Here is a 15,479-nt window from a genome sequence, read left to right as displayed (position 1 = left end):
TTCTAAACCATGTCCGTTCAGACGATTATGACAATCCTAGAAAAACTTGAAAAAATGCATAGAAGTTTGCTTGAACATTCTTACCGCAAAACGGAGCTTGTGAAAAAGGGCGACATGGAAGAACTTGATCAAATGTTGAAAATTGAGCAATCTCATGTAGCCGCGATTGAAACATTAGAGCAACAGCGTCAGCAAGTGGTGACGGAATACCTTCGAGCAAAAGGAATTGCTCCAGCTGACACATCATCTGTTGCCGATGTCATTGAAGCTACTGAGGATGAAACAGAAAAAAGTGAATTACAAGCTGTTCGTAAACGCTTAATTTCAGTGATTGATGAATTAAAACAACAAAATGACTTGAACCAAAAGTTAGTTTTTCAATCATTGCAATTTGTTAATATGACGATGGAAATGATGCGCCCGAGTACTGAACAAATTAACTATTCAGGAAAAGAAGTGCGCGGCCAAAACCCAATTCCGAAAAAGGGATATTTTGATTCACAAGCATAGCAGTGTGCGTAAATTAGCCGCACATATTTTACATAGAAATTGAGAACATGATTAAAAGGAGGAGACTTTATGCGCTCCACATTTATGGGCTTAGAAACAAGTAAGCGCGGATTATATACACAACAAACGGCTCTCTATACAACAGGGCATAATATAGCAAATGCAAATACAGAAGGTTATTCAAGACAACGTGTAAATTTACAAGAAACAGTGTCCTACCCTGGTGTCGGTTTAAATAATCAATCTACAAAGTATAGTCTCGGTACAGGGGTTGAAGCGGGTTCAGTCCAAAGAATTCGTGATGATTTTGTAGACCGCCAATATCGTCAAGAAACAAGTAAATTAGGATATTGGACGGAAAGAGCGAAAACTATTTCACAAATGGAAGATGTTTTAAATGAACCATCAGAATATGGATTGTCAAAGGCACTAGATGATTTTACCGCTGCTTTACAAGATCTTACGGTAAACCCTGAAAACGGTGGTGCCCGTTCAGTTGTAGTTCAGCGCGGAATTGCAGTAGCTGATTCATTTAACTACTTGCATAAATCAATTACTCAATTAAAAGAAAATGCTCGAACAGAAATTGGTGTCGTTATAAAAGATGCAAACTCAGTTATATCTCAAATCGCGAGTTTAAATCAGCAAATTTTAGCTTCTGAACCAAATGGTTACACGCCAAATGATTTATATGACGCTCGTGACAGATTACTAGATGAACTATCTTCATATTTTCCTATTGAAACAAAGAATATCCCTTCTGGTGGAAACTCAGCTACGAATGCAGAAGGTTCTGTTACCGTTTCCTTGAAATTAAAAGACGGCAATACGGTTAAACTTGTGGATGGTAAAAACTTTGCACAACTGCGTAACACTGGAGACTACACACCAGATGAAGATGGGATTACCCCAAAAGAAATGGTGACAGGATTCCACATTGTAAAAGTGGATGAAAATGGCGACGATGTTCCTCTTAATAACGATTGGACAATTGAGGGAACAGAAACAACTAACAAAATTAACAATTTCAGTGATTTAGGAAAATTGAAATCACTGGTTAATTCTTATTCGTATTCAACAGATGGAAGTGGTAACCAAGATACTGAGAAAAGTTTATACTCTGATATGATTGCGAAACTTGACCAATTAGCTATGTCGTTCGCAGCCGAGTTTAATAAGTTACATATTCAAGGTACAGATATTGATGGTAATCAGGGTGAACAATTCTTTATTCCAAAAGGTGCAATAGATGGGACTGAAATTTCAGCAGAGGGGTCAGTCATTGCTGAAGATGGAACTGTCACAACTGCTGATGGAACAGTTATAAAACCAGATGGAACGGTAACAAAAGCGGACGGAACTACCACTAAAATAACAGCTGGAAATATATATGTTTCACAAGATATTATTAATAACCCTGATAAAATTGCAGCTTCAGATTCTGCAGTAGGACAAGCAGAACCAGGGAACGGTAAGCAATCTCAAAAACTTGCTAATCTAAAATCACAATTTCTATCTTCATTAGAAGGAAGTAGTGTTCAAACGTATTTTGAAGGAATCATCGGACAATTAGGGGTTGATGGGATTGAAGCAAATCGAATGCAATATAACGCGGAAACCCTTCAACAATCAGTGACGGAAAGACGTGCCTCTGTTAGTTCTGTTTCATTGGATGAAGAAATGACAAATATGATTTCTTTCCAGCAAGCATATAACGCCAATGCACGGATGATTTCAGTCATCGATGAAATATTAGACAAAATAATCAACGGCTTGGGCCGTGCAGGATTATAGTAGGAGGTACCCATCATGCGCGTAACACAAACTATGCTTTCAAATAATATGCTTCGAAATTTATCGAGTAGCTATTCGAAGCTTAGCAAAGTACAAGAGCAAATTAATACAGGAAAGAAAATAACTCGTCCATCTGATGACCCAGTAGTTGCCATGAAGGGAATTCAGTATCGTACAGAACTATCTCAAGTTGAACAATTCCAACGAAATATTGGGGAAGCAGAAAGCTGGCTAGATACAACGGACGATACTCTAGATAAAGTGAGTTCCGCATTACAACGTACAAGAGAATTATTAGTACAAGCATCGAACGGAACAACGACAGATTCGGATCGTGAAAGTATAAACAGTGAGCTTAAACAGTTAAGAGAACATATTCAAGATCTTGCAAATACAAAAATTGGTGACAAATATATTTTCAGTGGTACAAAAACAACAACCCCACTTTATCAAGAGGGAAAAGGTTACGATTTAGAAGATAAAGCTTTTGAGAATAAAGTGGATATTGAAGTCTATAATGGCATTACGATTAATGCCAATACAACACCTATTAAAATGTTTGAACAGATCGACCAAATGTTCCAGACAATAGATGATGATATTACTAATTCGGTAACAGATCTATCCAAACACTTAGATACGATGGATACTAATATGAGCACTTTATCCAATACACGGGCGGGCGTAGGAGCTAGACAAAACCGTGTAGAATTGATGGAAGATCGACTATCAACTCAAGAAATTATTGCAACAACAAGGGTCTCCGAAAATGAAGATATTGATTATGAAAAAGCCATTTCGGAAATGATAGCACAAGAATCAGTCCATCGTGCAGCACTTTCTGTAGGTGCACGAATTATTCAACCTACGTTAACAGATTTCTTATCATAATGAAAAGCGTTTGGACAATTTGTTCAAACGCTTTCTTTAAAGGGAGGAGAAACCGTGAATATCCCAAAACTACAAATACAATCTACAAAAGCACAGATTGGCCTTACTATTCAAAAGCCTGTCCAAGAAATACAACAACCAAAAGCAAATCTCGACCTACAACAACCAAAAGCCATTTTAAAGATGGAAACAACAAAATCGAAATTGTCGATTGATACAACAGAAGCTAGAGCAGATCTAGATTTAAAAAGTTCCCGCAGAAGAACTTCAGAAGTAGCCCAACATAGTCAGGAAGAAGCTATGAATGGGATTGCTCGACGTGCACAAGAAGGAAATGAATTGATGCGTATTGAAAACGGTGGAAATCCAATCGCTTCTCATGCTTCCAATTGGGGGAAACAACCTTATTCAAGTTTAAATATCAAGTTTGTCCCATCTGCTGGGAGCGTAAAAGTAAACTTTGAACCTGGAAATGTTGATATTCAAGTCGAGCAACAAAAAGTTATAAACAATTCTAAGGCAAACAAACCAATCCACAACTACACACCCGGAAAAGTAAAAGTTGAGATGCTACAAGATCCTTCAATGAAAATTGATTGGTTAGTTTAAAGATAAGTTAGGAGAGCAGAAAATGAAAATCAAAACAGCATATATGGGAGAAGTTGAAGTGGAACCAACCAACATCATTACCTTTGAACATGGAATTCCAGGATTCGAAGATGAGAAAAATTTTGTTCAGCTTCCAATAGAAGAAAATAGTATATTTCAAATTTTACAATCAACAAAGACTAAAGAACTCGCATTTGTAATCACAAGTCCATATGCAGTTACAACAAACTATAGTTTTGATTTAGATGAAGCAACTATTCACTCGTTAGAAATAAACGATGAAAAAGAAGTAGCAGTTTTTACTATTGTGTCACTTAAAGAGTCATTGGTCGAGTCAACTGTAAACTTAAAAGCACCAATTGTATTGAATACAACAAATAATAAAGCAAAGCAAGTTATTTTAAACAATGAGGAATACGCTATTCGCCACAACATCTCTCCAGAAAGTATAAAGGGGTGAGGTCATGTTAGTATTATCTCGAAAAGTAGGCGAGACAATTTGGATTGGGGAAGACATCGAAATAGTGATTTCCGAAGTAAAAGGAGAACAAGTGAAAATCGGCATACGTGCGCCAAGAAGCATTGATGTTATACGTGGTGAACTAAGACAAGATGTATCAGTATCCAATACAGAAGCTGTGATAAAGAATTTAGCCCTTTTAAAAGCTCCAAAAAATAAATAAAAAATCTCTAAAAATCTATTAAACATTCTCCTTGGATTCCGATATAAATAATGTAACAAGGAAGACGGGGTCCGGCCGGCTCGGTTTTCTTGTACATAACAAAATGCTCACAAGGAAGTGAGCAATACATTCCAAGGAGGAACTTAAAATGAGAATTAATCACAACATTGCTGCACTTAACACATACCGTCAATTAGGTAATGCAAACAATGCACAACAAGCTTCAATGGAGAAATTATCTTCAGGGCTTCGTATTAATGGAGCAAAAGACGATGCAGCAGGACTTGCAATTTCAGAGAAGATGCGTGGACAAATTCGTGGTTTAGATCAAGCATCATCAAATGCACAAGATGCAAATTCATTAATTCAAACAGCAGAAGGCGCATTAAACGAAACCACTGAAATTCTTCAACGTATGCGTGAATTAGCAACTCAAGCAGCTAACGATACAAATACTGCAGATGACCGTTCTGAAATACAAAAAGAGGTTAACCAGTTAACAGAAGAAATTAATAGAATCGGTAATAATACTGAATTCAATACAAAAAAATTAATAAATGGTGACGCTAAAGGTGCGGGTACTTCTGGTGCTACTCAAGAAAGTGTTAAGTTTGATTTTTCTGGGATTGTTGCTGGAACATCAGGAAATACTGTTTTAACAATCGGTGGTACTGACTATAATATCCAGTTTGATGCTACAGTTGCGAATTCAGATACTGGTTCTGCAGATACAGTTAATGCTGGAACAAAAACTATTAAACTTGCTACTATGACTTCTAACCCTGAAGAACTCGGTGACCGTTTGAAAAAGGCTTTTGAAACAATGCGAGGTGCTGATCCAAGTCTTTCAATTAGCGATTTTACATTTACTTCTGATGGTACTGAAGGGTTAACTATTGCAGCTACTGCTGGTGGAGAATTTGATGGCCAGGCTGGTGACGGTCAAATTAAACATAAGAGTGGTCTTACAATATCTTCAACACCACAATCTGAAGGTTCAAATGGTACTAATGGTACATTAACATTCCAAATTGGTGCAAACAATGACCAACAAATGACATTAGATATTAATGACATGCGTTCTGTTGCACTAGGAATCGCTAGTACTTCCGGTGGTGGAGATGCTGATGCTGCTGTAGGAAGTGCGGTATTTGCAACTGGCTCTTCTAATGCAATTACAAAAGATGTTACAACAGGAACAGAATATGCTCTTGATATTTCAAGTGCAGCAAAAGCTACTGATGCGATTACCGTAATTGATAATGCAATACAAAAAGTATCACAAGAACGTTCAAAACTTGGTGCTTACCAAAACCGTTTAGATCACACAATTAACAATTTAAGTACATCTTCTGAAAACCTAACTGCTGCGGAATCTCGTATCCGTGACGTTGATATGGCGAAAGAAATGATGGACCAAACTAAGAATTCTATTCTTTCTCAAGCATCACAAGCAATGCTTGCTCAAGCAAACCAATTACCACAAGGTGTTTTACAACTACTTCGTTAATTTTAGATTACCTTAAAGTGACTCTAGTTTATACACTAGGGTCTCTTTTTGTATACAAGATTAGCGCCTAGTACCACCCTGGAAAAAACGGGGCTTACAGATTAATAGAAAGTAAGTTTTATTGGATAAGTGACACTTGTTTATATCGTTTCTGGATATTTATTGTCTAAGAACTCTTTTATCTTCCAGTAAGTTGTTTACAATTTATTGATTTATCCGATAAAAAGAAGGAGAAAATGAATTGATAGGTGTTGGAAATGATTATTAATCATAATATAGCTGCTCTACGCAATCTAAACCATATAAAGAGTCAAACAAGAAAGTCGTCTCTTAGTATGGAAAAATTGTCATCCGGCTTAAGAATAAACCAAGCAGCAGATGATGCGACAGGCTTAGCAATTTCTGAAAAAATGAGGGCTCAAATTCGAGGATTAAGTCAAGCTCAAAAAAACATACAAGACGGCATTTCTTTAGCTCAAACGGTTGATGGGGCATTATCGGAAATTCAGGATTCTCTTCAAAGGATGCGGGAGTTAACGGTACAAGCTTCGAATGGTACTTTAACAGATGAAGATAGGCAAGAAGTCCAAAATGAGTTTTCTCAATTGAACCAAGGGCTGAACAATATTGTGAATGAGACTGAATTTAATACGAGGAAGTTATTGACTACGGAAGTTTCCCATTATTTAGAATGGGGGAAGATACAAACAAATGCAACTGGGAATTTTAACGATATCACAACAAATGGTGAAATGTTAATCGCGGTAACCAATGATGGAGATGTCGTTTCTTCTTCAGATGGAGAGAGTTGGGAGAAGGAAAATAATTTCTCGAGAATCCTCTCTAATGTCTACTGGGATGGAGATCGTTTTTTTGCAACTGGTGAAAGACAGACAGTTGCTTATTCGGATAATGGAAAGGACTGGACAGTTGGTATTGATGGAGGCTCTCATTACTTCTTTGACATAGCGAAAAGTGGAAATATCTACATGGCTACAGGAAATGCAGGGCGTGCTTATTCAAATGATGGCGTAAACTGGAGTTATTGGAATCCTAATTTGGATCAAGCGAGCAGTGATTTAATCTCAAATGGAACTGGCTTTGTATGGCTCCAAGGTAGTGAAATAAAAACGTCTAGTGATGGGGTGAATTGGACTACACATTTTGATTTTTATGATACATACAATGTAGGTGATGTAGAAATCGCTTATAATGGAGAAAAGTATATTGTTAGCAGTCGATATGGAAGAACTTTTACATCAACTGACCTTGTGAACTGGACAGAGGGAAAAACCCTTACTGAAGATGTACTTGATCTGAAGTGGGAAAATAATCAGTTTATTGCCACTTCTCGAGGAGAGCCTTGGGATAATCAATCTCATATATCTTTTTCAACAGATGGTATTGATTGGAGTAGTTCTATCATCGAAGATCCTTTTATTAATGGTGTTTCTAGTATAGATGATAAATATGTTGCTGTGGGATCAAACGGACAAGTTTATAAAGGTACGATAAACAATACCTCAAAACCATTGACCCTTCACGTTGGTGCACGAGAAGATCAATTTAAGATTATATTACCTAATATGTCCTTAACATTAGAAGCGATAAATAACCTAAATGTTCAGACTGCGGAAAAAGCCACTCAAGCAATCAATATCATTAGCCAAGCTCTAACAGATATTTCATCTGAACGTTCAAAATTCGGTGCTTATCAAAACGCTTTAGAACATATACATAGTAACGTTATAAACTATGAATATAACTTAACCGCCGCGGAATCTCGTATCCGTGACGTAGATTATGCTTTAGCTGCTTAAGCAGTGACAAGTACAGTCGTCCTAGCTGGTAACGGCTAGTGATTATTATCGGGTGAATTGCTGGAAAACCCTAAGAGCTTTTCTTGCCACAACGTAGTTGGAAACGACAGGCGTGATGGTTTGAAAAAAGAAAAGATATGGGCAATCAGCAGCCAAGCTCCTGTCTCGAAAGAGTGGAAAAGGTTCAACGACTAGGATAGACCATCTAAGGCAAATGCTATGATGATGAAATCCGTAGGTGAAACAATGTCCATCAGCATTGTGAATCCGAAGTGCCCGACCCCTACTAGATTGCTAGAGGGTGAAGATATAGTCTGGTCATTTGTGAAAGCAAATGTTCGCACGATGGCGAAAGAAATGATGAACCAAACTAAGAATTCTATTCTTTCTCAAGCAGCACAAGCAATGTTGGCTCAAGCTAACCAACAACCACGAGGGGTTTTACAACTTCTTCGTTAATATGATTAATCAATTAGGGGCTCTAGAAGTGGCTAGCAGCTCTAGCGTCCAGGATGTCTTTATATATAAGACAAATAGTAAAGCCTTATTCGTGTAGGGTAAACAACCAGTAGTAGTGGTGGTTTTGATTTTTGCATTTAGTCTAAAACTAATTTCTTATATAATTATCCAATAATTCCCTGTATTACTATAAAATTTAGCCGATATAAAAAGAATACAATATATAATGGTTTGTAAAACTTTTTAATTTTAGTGTGGTGGAAAGATGAGAATCAAACATAACATAACAGCTTTAAATACATTACATAAACTTAATAAAAACATTAAACAACTGGAATCTTCAATGAAGAAACTTTCTTTTGGTATGCAAATTAATTCTGCTGCGGATGATGCGGCTGGATTAGCTATTTCAGAAAAAATGCGTGCACAAATTAGAGGGTTAGAGACCGCGAATAAGAATATTCAAGATGGTATATCATTAATTCAAATAGCAGAGGGTGCCTTAAGCTCTATGAATGATATTACGCAAAGGATGAGGGAGCTTACTATTCAGGGGGGAAATGGTACTCTTAGTGATACTGATTTAAATAGTATTCAATTAGAAATAAATTACTTAAAAGAAGAGTTATCATCAATTGCAGGCACTGCTACTTTTAACAAGATTGAACTTTTAAATGGTGATATAGCTCATAAAAATATTAAGGATCAAACTTTAAAAAGAGAAACTATCACTATTCCTATAAACTTAGAATTCCATAATGTGGATATTGTTCGCTTGGTTGATGTTAATATTAAAGGCAGACCATATCTTTTTGAATTTAAAAAAACAGATAATACTAGTTTAGATTTAAGGGTGATAGAGGATAGTAAGAAGTCAATTCTTAAAACAGAATTTCATATTCCAAATGAAATAGAACCAACAATTCAATGGCAACAGAATTTAGGTTCGGACGGCTACGATGGTGGTATTGATATAATTCAACTCACAGACGGAAGTTATATGACGGTTGGTCAATCAGGAGATAGTGAAAGGGTATATGGATATTTAGCTAAACTTGATCAAAACGGACAACTTCTATGGGAAAAAGAATATCCACAATATTATGCTACGAATAATATTGTGGAAGCTCAGGATGGGAATTTTATTATTAGTGGATTTGCTACTAATGGAGAATTAACATCAGATGGAATGAATAAAGATAATGATGTTTATCTTAGTAAGATTGATACTTCTGGTAACGTAATGTGGGAACGCACATTTGATTATAAAGATAGTGATAGTAGTGCTAGGCTTTCTTCTACGTCTGATGGAGGTTTTATTATGACTGGACATAGTAGAAACCATCAAATCTCTTCTGATGAAGATGCATGGATATTAAAGTTAGATGCTAATGGAGATGTTGAATGGAAAAAGAACTTTAATAGCTCTAAGAACGAAATTCTTTTTGAAGTTCAAGAAACAGTGGAAGGAGGATATCTAGCTGTTGGCTATACATACTCAAGTGATGGGACAGTGCCAGTTAATCAGGTAAATATGGACGCATGGATTATTAAACTTGATAGTGATGGAAATACTGAGTGGGAGAAAACTATTGCTGGAACTAAATCAGACATGTTTAGTGGTCTCGTTACGACGGAAGACGGAGGTTTTATTGTTTCAGGTTCATCGGCTTCTTCTGACTCTGATTTTACTGAAAATTATGGTTTAGATGATATGTGGGTTATTAAATTTGATAATCATGGAATTAAACAATGGAGTACTCATTTAGGCGGTTCAGGTTCTGAGCAGGCATTCGGCATTCTAAAAATGGATGACGGTGGTTTTATCATTGTTGGGCCAACAACTTCAACAGATGGTGATATAGGAGAAAATAACGGAGACTACGATGCTGCTGTCATAAAAATTTCTGCTGTAGGAGAAGTAGAGTGGAAAAAAATTATTGGTGGCTCTAATGAAGAATGGGTTGTTAGTGGGTTGGACCAAACTTTAGATGGTGGATTTGTTATGATTGGTCGTACTGAATCTTCAGATGGCGATATTACAAATGAAACAGAAGGACCTGCAGACATTTGGATTACAAAATTTTCTGCTGATGGCTATTTTAATAAAGAAGAAGTATTTAACCTTAATTATGAAACAAATAATGGGAGATTAAGGCTAGAAGATGCAACTATTAAATTTAGCGGACAGCCGCTTACCATAAATGAGATAAAATTAAATTTAGCAACAATTGAAACAGAATATATTCAAGAATCAGTAGGGATTAAAATTCAATCAGGAGCCAATAGTGGACAAAGTCACGAAATCCTAATTGAAAATATGCATCCAAACCAACATTTTAGTATTGGTTTTCCAAGTGTTGAATCAGAAGAGAATGTTGAGAAGTCTATTAATATGATTGATGCTGCTATAAGTAAAATTATTAGTAATAGAGTAAGACTGGGAGCTTATCAGAATCGTTTAGAACATACTCTTAATAACAACGAAATTTATCGTGAATCTCTTACTTCTACAGAATCGACTATTCGAGACACCAATATGGCAAAAGAAATAATGGTACAAACGAAGAATTCTATCCTTGTACAAGCTTCTCAAGCAATGTTAGCTCAAGCGAACCAAGAACCACAGTCTGTATTACAATTACTAGGTTAATAATAAATTAGTTGAAAGGGACTCTAGTTTTTCTAGGGTCTTTTTCATATAAAGCAGTATAAAGATGTTTGACAGGAGAGGAACTAATGGATAAAGAGGAACAGGAACATAGGTAGACATCGTGACGTACTTGCGAGAAGAACTATATTGTCTAATAAATCAAATTTTCAAGAATACCAGTAGTTAAAAATAAAAGGTTAGAATAAATCAGAAAAATTTCACGTTAACAAGGACTTTTATTAAAACGAAAACAATTACAGCTAAGTCGTATACTTATGCATAAAAGTCTAATGCACTCTAACCCTATTTGAACCACAATCAAACGTTTAATTATTATCAAAGACATCTACATATTCAAGTAAACCTTTTAAGATTCTTTCCGATATTAATAATAAGATGTTTTTTAGGGGGATTATCGATGCGAATTCAAAATCAAAGTCAATCAATGAATGTTATATCGAATTCAGTTGAAATAAACGATAATAAACAACAAAAACTAGAGGGAGAAAAACTTACCTCTGAGGAATATGTACTCTCCAATGAAAAAATACATAAAGCAGTCGACTCATTGAATGAAATTTTTGAAATAAATAATAGAAATTTGAAATTTGTATTTCACGATGGCTTACAAGAATATTATGTCCAATTAGTAGATGCAACAACGGATGAAGTGATTAAAGAAATCCCATCAAAAAAGTTACTCGATACATTTTACGAAATGCAGAAGCTAGTCGGTATGATTATAGATGAAAAAATATAAGAGAAATAGGGTGATAATCTATGTCAACAATGCGAATAGGTGGCTTAGCCTCTGGGATGGACATTGATAGTCTAGTAGAAAAATTAATGATCGCCGAACGCGCACCTTTAGATAAATTAGAACAGAAAAAACAAACATACGAATGGCAACGCGATGCCTATCGGGACGTAAATAAAAAATTACAAACCTTTGATACATATATAGCAGACAATTTGATCTTAAAGAGTTTAAATACGAAGACGGCAACCGTTTCAAATACTGATTATTTAACTGCAACTGCAACAAGCGCAGCATCCGGCTCATTAACGATTGAAGGGGTCTCTCAATTAGCAACAGCAGCACGTGCAGTTGGAAATCAAGTGAACGCTGTAGGTTCTACGAAGATGAAATATTTAGCTACAGGTTCAATTGAGTTAAAAGTAATTCAAAGTAATGGAGAAATGGCAACGACTGCTACAAAAATAGAAATCACGGATGATATGACTGTCAATCAATTTGTAAGCAAAGTAAATTCTAGTAATGCAGGGGTTAATCTTGTATTCGAAAATGGTAAATTTTCAATGACAGCTAAATTTACTGGTGACAATAAAGATGGTAATGAAATTGAAGTTGTTAGTGGGGAAGATGTGTTTGAAAAATTAGGATTTGTTTTTAAAGAGGTAGGAACTGTTGAAAATCCTAAGAAGAGTATTCAAACTACTGATGGAAAAAATGCCATTTTCCAAGTGAATGGGATAGCAACTGAACGTTCTACAAACGACTTTACTATTTCTGGCTACTCGATTACTTTAAAGGGAAAATTCAATACTATTCAAACAATTGCAGAGAAGTATGAATCAGCAGTTAAAGAATTAGAATTAGCTCAATTCGATCTGAATGGAGAAGATAATGAAAATAGTAAAACAACAAAACTAAATAAGGCCATATTAGATTATTACGGTAGTGCTATACCAATAGAGGATACCAAGTCTAACTATACTTCTATACATGATAAGACATATACAGATGCATTCGGAAATACAATATCTCTTTCTAAACAAGAAACATTTAGTAAGTTAGGAAGTACTTTTTGGAAAGAATTATCTGATTCAGAAGTAAATTTTATTAAAGAAACATTAGTGAATTTAACTGACAAAAGTGCTACTAAAATTAGAGAAGCTATAACTGATAGTAGCTTAGATAATGATACCAGTAAGCAAAAATTAAACGCCCTTACTGATGAGCAATTACAAGCAATTGCTAAATTAAATGAAGATCCTGATATTGATGATATTACAAGTTTTATAGAGCAAGCTAATTATGAATCGGCAACAAAGGAGGAAAAGTCAGCCACATATTCGGAAAAGGTAAAAGCTGATGAATTAAAGTCGAAGTATAGTGCTTTGGGTGACGAGTTCCTTAATGGGTTAATAGTGGACGAGAATGTAAATGAGATTTCTAAAATACTTGCTATTGACTTCACACAAGAAAATGCGATTGCAAATATTACGGACACAACTTTAAAAGCTAAATTAGAAAATTTGAATGAAAATCAAATTAAAGTACTTGATAATTTAACATCAGAAAATTTAACAAACTTTAAAGCACTAGCTTCACAAAATGTATTACGAAAAGTTTATATTAACGCAGAAGCTGAGTATAAAGCTGCAGAAATTCGTTTGGAAAACGCAATAAATACTGAAAATACTGCGAAATCAGATGTTATTGAAGCTGGTATTCCATTGAATCCGGATGGGACGATTGATAATGAATCTGATGTTATTAAAAATGCAATTAAGATATCTGCAGTTACAATGACATCCACAACCAACGTCGATGAAATGATTACTAAAATTAAAGACTTTGTCACTACCTATAACGGCTTAATTACTGATTTAACTAATTTAACGAACGAAACAAAATATCGAGATTATAAACCCTTAACAACTTTACAAAGAAAAGAAATGGAAGAAAAAGAAATTGAACTTTGGGAAGAAAAAGCGAAGAGTGGTTTACTTCGTGGAGATTCCATTATTAAAAATGGCCTTTCTTCAATGAGGAGTTTAATTTATCAATCTAATCCTGCAGTTTCTAACTCGAAATTTAATACATTGTACAGTATTGGCATTACCACTTCTAAAGATTATTTATCTGGTGGGACTTTAGAAATCGATGAAAAGAAATTACGTGCTGCCCTCGAAGAAGATCCTGATGCCGTTACTACATTGTTAAGAAATTCGGATGGTAAGGAAAAAGACACAGTGACTGTTAATGGCGTAACGAAAGAAGCCGATACGCGTGGATTCTTACAAAAACTCCGTGGCTCCATGACGTCCATTAAGCTGAGAATCGAGGATAGAGCTGGTCGTTCAACGATGACGGAAGCACAATATACACTTGGGAAGAATTTAAAAAGTGTGAATGATGGTATTGAGACTTGGGAAGATAAATTAACAGCAATTGAGGATCGATATTGGCGACAATTCACTGCTATGGAAACGGCCATTAACAAAGCAAATTCCCAGTCAACATCGTTAATGTCATACTTTTCTTACTAATCGGGGTTTAAACTATGGACAACTTACAACAATTATTACAACTTTCTGCTAAGTTATATCAAAAATTAAACGATACTGTAAAAGGTAATGAAAGAGATAGTTATATAGAAGAAATTAATCAACTTCTTGATCAACGAGGGAAATTGATTGAGATACTTCAAAAAGAAGAAATTCAATTAAATGCACAAAATAAAACGCACGCCATGTTAATAGAACTAGATCAAGGTATTCGTAACCGACTTGATTGCGTTATGCAAGAAGTAAAAAACGATTTGAAAAATCTTCAAAACTCAAAGAAAAGTGAAAAGCAATATATTAATCCGTATGCATCCATTCGTGTGATGGATGGAATGTACTACGATAAGAAGAAGTAATTAAAATATGAACGTTTAATAGACGTTCATATCAAACTAATAGGAGTGACAATAATGGTAGCCCCAAATACTGCATTTAATGCATATAAACAAAATAGTGTAACAACTGCTTCACCAGGTGAATTAACGTTAATGCTTTACAATGGTTGTTTAAAATTTTTATTACAAGCCAAAAAAGCGATTGAAGCAAAAGATATTGAAGCGAAAAATACAAATCTAAAAAAAGCGCAAGCGATTATTTCGGAATTAATGGTTACCTTAAACATGGATCTTGATGTTTCAAAACAAATGCTTCCTTTATACGATTATATGAATCGTCGTCTAATAGAGGCGAATACTAAAAATGATACGGATATCATCGACGAAGTAATGGGCTTAACAACGGAATTCCGTGACACATGGAAACAAGTCATTCAAGTGACTCGTCAGCAACAATTTAGCAATGTACAACAAGTTTAATATTTGAGTATTCATAACAACAATTAGAGTTAAGAAGGGCTGTCCAGAAAGTGTAATATTTCTGAACAGTCTTTTTTACTAATTCAACTTTATCAAAATAGTCTATTGGAGGAACTGATGGAAAAAGAAGAAAAGGAACGTAAACAATTTCTTGTACAACAGCTTGAATGGTTTAAAAAACAAGATCTTATCTTAGAAGAAATAGAATTTAAACTACTTGAAATGAAAAGAATTGCTCAATACGTTGCAAATGATAATCTCACTTCGCTAGAAAATGAACAGTTAAATGCTCAATTTAATAAATTAAAAAGTGAAGTTCATTTATTAGAAAAGCAATTACACTCTATTGTTCATTAGAAAAGAGAAATAGGTGTGAGTATCACATTACTGGCATCGCATGCGACCGATAAACATGTAGAG

The 15,479-nt window shown here is 35.1% G+C and carries 14 protein-coding genes and 1 pseudogene; all 15 read left to right on the top strand.

Annotation, left to right across the window (positions count from 1 at the left end; genetic code table 11):
• Nucleotides 1–9: 9 nt before the first annotated feature.
• The 15 genes and pseudogenes from JOD29_RS06035 (at nucleotide 10) to JOD29_RS05960 (ending at nucleotide 15,416) form a co-directional block, all read left to right on the top strand.
• Nucleotides 10–510, top strand: a complete 501-nt coding sequence (locus tag JOD29_RS06035; protein ID WP_124763738.1) for a flagellar protein FlgN — start codon at nucleotides 10–12, stop codon at nucleotides 508–510.
• 69 nt (nucleotides 511–579) lie between these two features.
• Entirely contained in the window at nucleotides 580–2,304 is a 1,725-nt protein-coding gene (gene flgK, locus JOD29_RS06030; RefSeq protein ID WP_124763737.1) for a flagellar hook-associated protein FlgK, read from the top strand.
• Nucleotides 2,305–2,319: 15 nt separating this feature from the next.
• Complete coding sequence (flgL, locus tag JOD29_RS06025) at nucleotides 2,320–3,195, top strand: flagellar hook-associated protein FlgL (protein WP_124763736.1); 876 nt, start codon at nucleotides 2,320–2,322, stop codon at nucleotides 3,193–3,195.
• A 54-nt stretch (nucleotides 3,196–3,249) separates the two neighbouring features.
• A complete protein-coding gene (locus JOD29_RS06020; RefSeq protein WP_124763735.1) occupies nucleotides 3,250–3,804 on the top strand; it encodes a DUF6470 family protein in 555 nt (184 codons plus the stop codon).
• 22 nt (nucleotides 3,805–3,826) lie between these two features.
• Nucleotides 3,827–4,264, top strand: coding sequence for a flagellar assembly protein FliW (gene fliW / locus JOD29_RS06015; RefSeq protein ID WP_124763734.1), 438 nt, complete (start codon nucleotides 3,827–3,829; stop codon nucleotides 4,262–4,264).
• Nucleotides 4,265–4,268: 4 nt separating this feature from the next.
• Entirely contained in the window at nucleotides 4,269–4,487 is a 219-nt protein-coding gene (gene csrA / locus JOD29_RS06010; protein ID WP_124763733.1) for a carbon storage regulator CsrA, read from the top strand.
• Nucleotides 4,488–4,635: 148 nt separating this feature from the next.
• Nucleotides 4,636–5,997 carry a flagellin N-terminal helical domain-containing protein gene (locus tag JOD29_RS06005; RefSeq protein ID WP_124763732.1) on the top strand — a complete coding sequence of 454 codons (1,362 nt, stop codon included), beginning with the start codon at nucleotides 4,636–4,638 and terminating at the stop codon, nucleotides 5,995–5,997.
• 257 nt (nucleotides 5,998–6,254) lie between these two features.
• Nucleotides 6,255–7,817: a flagellin N-terminal helical domain-containing protein gene (locus JOD29_RS06000; RefSeq protein ID WP_124763731.1), complete on the top strand. Its 1,563-nt coding sequence runs from the start codon at nucleotides 6,255–6,257 to the stop codon at nucleotides 7,815–7,817.
• A gap of 345 nt (nucleotides 7,818–8,162) precedes the next feature.
• A pseudogene (locus JOD29_RS20395) lies at nucleotides 8,163–8,276 on the top strand (flagellin); the annotation flags it as partial.
• 265 nt (nucleotides 8,277–8,541) lie between these two features.
• A complete protein-coding gene (locus tag JOD29_RS20390) occupies nucleotides 8,542–10,929 on the top strand; it encodes a flagellin N-terminal helical domain-containing protein (protein WP_124763730.1) in 2,388 nt (795 codons plus the stop codon).
• Between the two features lie 418 nt (nucleotides 10,930–11,347).
• Nucleotides 11,348–11,689, top strand: a complete 342-nt coding sequence (locus JOD29_RS05980; RefSeq protein WP_124763729.1) for a flagellar protein FlaG — start codon at nucleotides 11,348–11,350, stop codon at nucleotides 11,687–11,689.
• Nucleotides 11,690–11,709: 20 nt separating this feature from the next.
• Nucleotides 11,710–14,226 (top strand): flagellar filament capping protein FliD, encoded by a 2,517-nt coding sequence (gene fliD, locus JOD29_RS05975; protein ID WP_124763728.1) that lies wholly within the window; start codon nucleotides 11,710–11,712, stop codon nucleotides 14,224–14,226.
• 14 nt (nucleotides 14,227–14,240) lie between these two features.
• Nucleotides 14,241–14,600, top strand: a complete 360-nt coding sequence (fliT, locus tag JOD29_RS05970) for a flagellar protein FliT (RefSeq protein WP_124763727.1) — start codon at nucleotides 14,241–14,243, stop codon at nucleotides 14,598–14,600.
• A 54-nt stretch (nucleotides 14,601–14,654) separates the two neighbouring features.
• Nucleotides 14,655–15,059, top strand: coding sequence for a flagellar export chaperone FliS (gene fliS / locus JOD29_RS05965; RefSeq protein WP_124763726.1), 405 nt, complete (start codon nucleotides 14,655–14,657; stop codon nucleotides 15,057–15,059).
• A 117-nt stretch (nucleotides 15,060–15,176) separates the two neighbouring features.
• Nucleotides 15,177–15,416: a hypothetical protein gene (locus JOD29_RS05960; RefSeq protein WP_124763725.1), complete on the top strand. Its 240-nt coding sequence runs from the start codon at nucleotides 15,177–15,179 to the stop codon at nucleotides 15,414–15,416.
• Nucleotides 15,417–15,479: the final 63 nt, after the last annotated feature.

Origin of the sequence: Lysinibacillus composti, from assembly GCF_016908465.1 — a bacterium.
GTDB lineage: Bacteria > Bacillota > Bacilli > Bacillales_A > Planococcaceae > Ureibacillus > Ureibacillus composti_A.
The sequence above is the reverse complement of the archived record's forward strand: the minus strand, read 5'-3'. Positions and strand labels throughout refer to the sequence as shown.

What these genes read in the sequence shown, in the direction of transcription:
- fliD (WP_124763728.1), top strand. Translation starts at nt 11,710, where the DNA reads ATGTCAACAATGCGAATAGGTGGCTTAGCCTCTGGGATGGACATTGAT.
- flgK (WP_124763737.1), top strand. Translation starts at nt 580, where the DNA reads ATGCGCTCCACATTTATGGGCTTAGAAACAAGTAAGCGCGGATTATAT.
- JOD29_RS06005 (WP_124763732.1), top strand. Translation starts at nt 4,636, where the DNA reads ATGAGAATTAATCACAACATTGCTGCACTTAACACATACCGTCAATTA.
- JOD29_RS06000 (WP_124763731.1), top strand. Translation starts at nt 6,255, where the DNA reads ATGATTATTAATCATAATATAGCTGCTCTACGCAATCTAAACCATATA.
- JOD29_RS06035 (WP_124763738.1), top strand. Translation starts at nt 10, where the DNA reads ATGTCCGTTCAGACGATTATGACAATCCTAGAAAAACTTGAAAAAATG.
- fliS (WP_124763726.1), top strand. Translation starts at nt 14,655, where the DNA reads ATGGTAGCCCCAAATACTGCATTTAATGCATATAAACAAAATAGTGTA.
- JOD29_RS05980 (WP_124763729.1), top strand. Translation starts at nt 11,348, where the DNA reads ATGCGAATTCAAAATCAAAGTCAATCAATGAATGTTATATCGAATTCA.
- JOD29_RS05960 (WP_124763725.1), top strand. Translation starts at nt 15,177, where the DNA reads ATGGAAAAAGAAGAAAAGGAACGTAAACAATTTCTTGTACAACAGCTT.
- JOD29_RS20390 (WP_124763730.1), top strand. Translation starts at nt 8,542, where the DNA reads ATGAGAATCAAACATAACATAACAGCTTTAAATACATTACATAAACTT.
- fliW (WP_124763734.1), top strand. Translation starts at nt 3,827, where the DNA reads ATGAAAATCAAAACAGCATATATGGGAGAAGTTGAAGTGGAACCAACC.
- fliT (WP_124763727.1), top strand. Translation starts at nt 14,241, where the DNA reads ATGGACAACTTACAACAATTATTACAACTTTCTGCTAAGTTATATCAA.
- flgL (WP_124763736.1), top strand. Translation starts at nt 2,320, where the DNA reads ATGCGCGTAACACAAACTATGCTTTCAAATAATATGCTTCGAAATTTA.
- csrA (WP_124763733.1), top strand. Translation starts at nt 4,269, where the DNA reads ATGTTAGTATTATCTCGAAAAGTAGGCGAGACAATTTGGATTGGGGAA.